4 protein-coding genes are annotated in these 4,033 nt (G+C 69.0%); 1 reads left to right on the forward strand and 3 read right to left on the reverse strand.

Going from position 1 to position 4,033, the window contains the following annotated elements; all coding sequences use genetic code 11:
• The 3 genes from V6M49_RS11095 to V6M49_RS11105 form a co-directional block, all read right to left on the reverse strand.
• Positions 1–653 (reverse strand): alpha/beta fold hydrolase (locus V6M49_RS11095; protein WP_332761142.1); only part of this gene is annotated, 653 nt, incomplete at its 3' end.
• 9 nt (positions 654–662) lie between these two features.
• Positions 663–1,439 (reverse strand): ABC transporter ATP-binding protein, encoded by a 777-nt coding sequence (locus V6M49_RS11100; RefSeq protein ID WP_332761143.1) that lies wholly within the window; start codon positions 1,437–1,439, stop codon positions 663–665.
• A gap of 33 nt (positions 1,440–1,472) precedes the next feature.
• Positions 1,473–2,615, reverse strand: coding sequence for an ABC transporter permease (locus V6M49_RS11105; RefSeq protein ID WP_332761144.1), 1,143 nt, complete (start codon positions 2,613–2,615; stop codon positions 1,473–1,475).
• Positions 2,616–2,780: 165 nt separating this feature from the next.
• Between V6M49_RS11105 and V6M49_RS11110 the strand changes: the two genes are divergently transcribed.
• Positions 2,781–4,033 (forward strand): sensor histidine kinase (locus V6M49_RS11110; protein WP_332761145.1); only part of this gene is annotated, 1,253 nt, incomplete at its 3' end.

Genomic DNA, 4,033 nt, shown 5'->3' on the forward strand with positions numbered 1-4,033 from the left:
TTGGTGAACTGGGGCCAATGGCCGGTCGGGAGGTCCACGTACTCGACGTCGCGGATGCGGGCCAGCTCAGCGGTGAAGGGATGGCCGGCGTCGATCCATTCGGTGAGGAGCGACGACGGGAACTGGCACGCGATCACAGTCGCCGGAACGTCGTACCTGCGGACGTCATGCAGGCGCTGCCGGCCATGCGCAACGCCCTTGGGCTCGGGGATGGCGCGCGCCCGGAACGACGCGCGCAACTCATCGGTGAGGTCCACCAGATCGGCGTCATCGAAGCCATCCCACGGCGGCAGGGGCACGTCGTCGCCCTCGGTGGGCAGCCCGTCATTGATGACGCCGCCCTCGCCCAGGGGTCCGCTGTCCACGTAAATATTCCGGGCAACGCGGTCCGGCCGTGCGTCCGCCACGCCGTGGATGACCGCGCCACCACCGGAGTGCCCCACAAGAACCACCTTTCCGTCGAGACCGTCCAGAACGTCTACGACGGCGGCGATGTGGTCTTTCAGAGTGATGCCGCCGCGCCGTGCGTCCACAGATTCAAGGCCGGGAAGAGTCAGGGGATGGGTTGTGTGCCCCGCCGCCTCCAGGGCAGGCGTCACCTTCTCCCACGACGACGCGTCCAACCAGAAACCGGGTACCAAGATGATGTCCATGACGGAACCCTACTCCGCGCCCCCGGCGCTAAGTAAGGGACTAAGTAAGGCGCCGGGCAGCACCGGGGCGGTCAGGCCGCCGTCGCGCATTACAGCGACGGCGTCGGTCAGCGGGACGAATTCGGTATCGTGCGTGACCATCACTGTGGCCACCTGGAACTCGTCCGTCACCTGGCGCAGCAGCCCCACGATCGACGCGCTGCGCGCGTGGTCCAGCGCCGCCGTCGGCTCGTCCACCAGCAGCACCTTCGGGCTGCCCATCAGGGCCCGGGCGATGTTCACCCGCTGCCTTTGCCCGCCCGAGAGCTGGTGCGGCCGCTTGTCCGCGGACGCGGCCAGCCCCACCAGATCCAGGAGTTCCGCGGCGTGCGAACGCGCGGCCTTCAGGGACTTGCCGCGCAGGTGGTGGCCAATCATCAACTGCTCGACGGCGGTCAGGGACGCCAGGAGGTTGGGCTGCTGGAAGATGATGCCCACCTTCTCCCGCCGCAGCGCGGTCAGTTCCTTGTCCTTCAGCCCCGCGGTGTTGACCCCGTCGATCATTACGTCCCCGTTGGTGGGGCGGACCAGGGTGGCGGCGACGGCCAGGAGGCTGGATTTGCCCGAGCCGGACGGGCCCACCAGCGAGACCATCCTGCCCGCTGCGACCTCCAGGCTGACGCTGTTCAGAGCCTTGATGGTTCCGCCCCCGTCCGGGTATTCGAGGGTGACGTTGGTGAGGGTCAGCGGGTGGGCGAGGACGGAGCCGGCAGTTGGTGTGGAGACGAGTACAGGTGTGACGGACATGGGAAGTACCTTTCGGGAGGGTGAAGAAGGGATTCAGTTGCCGCCGAGGGCGATCAGCGGATCGACGGCGGTCACCCGGCGGACTGCCAGCGCGGCGCCCGCCATGCCCAGGGCCACAATTCCCAGCACGGGCAGCACCGTGGTGGCCGGCGTAACCAGGAACGGCGCCGCCTGGGCTGCGGCGAACCCGCCCAGAATTCCGACCGCCCCGCCCAGGCCCGCACCGGCGAGCAGCACAATCGCAGCCTGGGTCATGGCATCGCGCAGCACGTAGCCGCCGGACGCGCCCATGGCCTTGAGGACGGCGATATCGCGGGTCCGCTGCACGGTCCAGACCGTCAGGAACGCCACGATCACCAGCGCCGAAATCCCGTAGAGGAAGGCCTGCATCAGCATCAGCGAGCCGTTTTCGCTCTTGAAGGACCCCAGCGCCTGGAACGAACCGGTGCGGCTGGTGCTGACTGTCCGCGCCATCGCATTGGCCGCTGCCTCGTCCACCACGGCCCCGTCCTGGTAGGTGACGGCGACGACGGTCGCCACCGGCCCGCTCCCCGGCGCGCTGCCGGCAGCCGGCGCCAAGTGCGCCACCTCGGCCCAGGTGGGCAGTGCCGTCCACACCACGCCGGTGTGCGAATACCACCGGTCATCCACGACGGCGGTGACGGTCAATTCAGTGCCACCCACCGTGGCCGCGTCTCCGACGTCGAGCGAAAGGTCTGCGGCGACGGTCGCGCCGATCACCACCGACCCCGCCCGGACCGGCGAGGGCGCCAGCTGCCCGTCCTCGGCAACGCCGAACACCGCCACATTGGTGGTGCCGCCGTCGCCGCCCTGGAGGCGGGACTGGCTGATGCCCAGGGCCTCTGCGCTTGCCACGCCCGTCACGTGCTTCCAGCTGTCCACCTGCGCGGCCGTCACTTCGCTTTCTGTGAAGGAGGCCGTGGGCTGGTTGGTGCCCGGGGCGCCAAACACGATGCTGTCCACCGGCCTGGCCTCAATACCGGAGCCAGCACCAGACCCAGACCCGAGCTTCTCGATGGCGGACGTCGACTGGTCGCCCAGGCCGGCGGTGAGACCGGATAGCAGCACCAGCAGCAGCGTCACCAGGGCCACCACGCCGCCCATCAAGGCAAACCTGCCCTTGGCGAACCGGATATCGCGAATAGCGAGAAACACGTTGTACTTCCTTCAATCGGGGTGGAGTTCCTTCTCAATCCACTCTCCGGCGAATCTGCCAAGCCCACATCGGGGACTTGGTTGAGCCGGGCGGGATAAACGGTTGAAGGGGAGGTCAACCTTTTGGTTGATCCGTGCGCCCCCATCGGCGCATAAGCTGATGAAATGCCTGCCGCCGACCCACAGCCCACCTCGTCGGGGGCAGCCATCCTGCGGTTCCTGCGGGTGACGCTTCATGTCGGGTTTGCCGTGCTGCTGCTGGTCGCCATCCTGCGTCTCCACTTCGCTGACGGAGCCGTCGGCACGGACGGCGCCACCGAAGCGGCCGGGCCCGCCACACCAGACGGCACGGCAGCCGGTCAGCGCCTCGTCTGGTCCGCACTCGCCCTTGCCTTGGCAGCCGCGTATCTCGCCGGCACCGTCCTGGAAAAGCGCTTCGCCGCCGGACGCTCCGGCTTCAACCCGCACCCCTACGCCGCCCCGTGGCTGGGCCTTATCACGGCACTGTGGGGCGTCCTCCTCGCGGGCAGCGCCGAATTTTCCTGGGTGGCCTTTCCGCTCTTTTTCCTCCACCTGCACGTCCTGCCGCGCCGGATTGCCCTGTTTACCATCGCCGCTATGACGGCTGCCGTCGTGGCTTCGCAGTGGGTAGCCAGCGGGCTGCCGTCGCCCACCCTGCCCATGGTCCTGGGGCCGGGGCTGGGTGCCGTTTTCGCCGTGGTCACCGGGCTGGCTTACCGGGCGCTCTACCAGGAGAGTGAAGCCCAGCGGCTGGCGGCGGACGAACTCCGGCGCATCCGCGCAGAACTTGCCAGAACCCAGCATGAGGCCGGCGTCGCAGCTGAGCGTGAGCGCCTCGCCCGCGAAATCCACGACACCTTGGCGCAGGGCCTGTCCAGCATCGTCCTGGTGGCGCGGGCGGCAGAGAAGTCCCTGGCCAGCGGCGACCTTGCCACCGCCGCCGAGCGGTTCGCGCTGGTGCAGCAGACGGCGTCGGAAAACCTCGCGGAGGCCCGCAGCTTTGTCCGCGGCCTCACCTCGCCGCAGCTCCAGGAGTCGTCGCTCCCGGAAAGCCTGCAGCGGCTCTGCGGCGAAACCGAAACGCTCGCCGCCGCGCGCGGTGACGGGCTCCGCTGCCGCTTCGAACTGGTGGGCGACCCCGCGGAGCTGCCGCCGCAGTACAGCGTCACCCTGCTCCGGGCCGCCCAGGCCAGCCTTGCCAACGTCAGGCTCCACGCCAAGGCAAGCACCGCCGTCGTCACCCTCGCGTTCCTCGGGGACGAGGTCACCCTGGACGTGTACGACGACGGCACGGGCTTTGTGCCGGAAGCGCCCGGTTCCGGCGTGGCCGGCCGGCCGGACGGCAGCGGGTTCGGGCTGCGTTCGCTGGCTGCCCGGGTGGCTGAGCTGAACGGCTC

The organism is Pseudarthrobacter sp. (assembly GCF_036675385.1).
In the GTDB taxonomy this organism is placed as follows: domain Bacteria; phylum Actinomycetota; class Actinomycetes; order Actinomycetales; family Micrococcaceae; genus Arthrobacter.

Excerpts from the sequence above, each read along its gene's own strand:
- V6M49_RS11100 (WP_332761143.1), bottom strand. The coding sequence starts at position 1,439 with ATGTCCGTCACACCTGTACTCGTCTCCACACCAACTGCCGGCTCCGTC.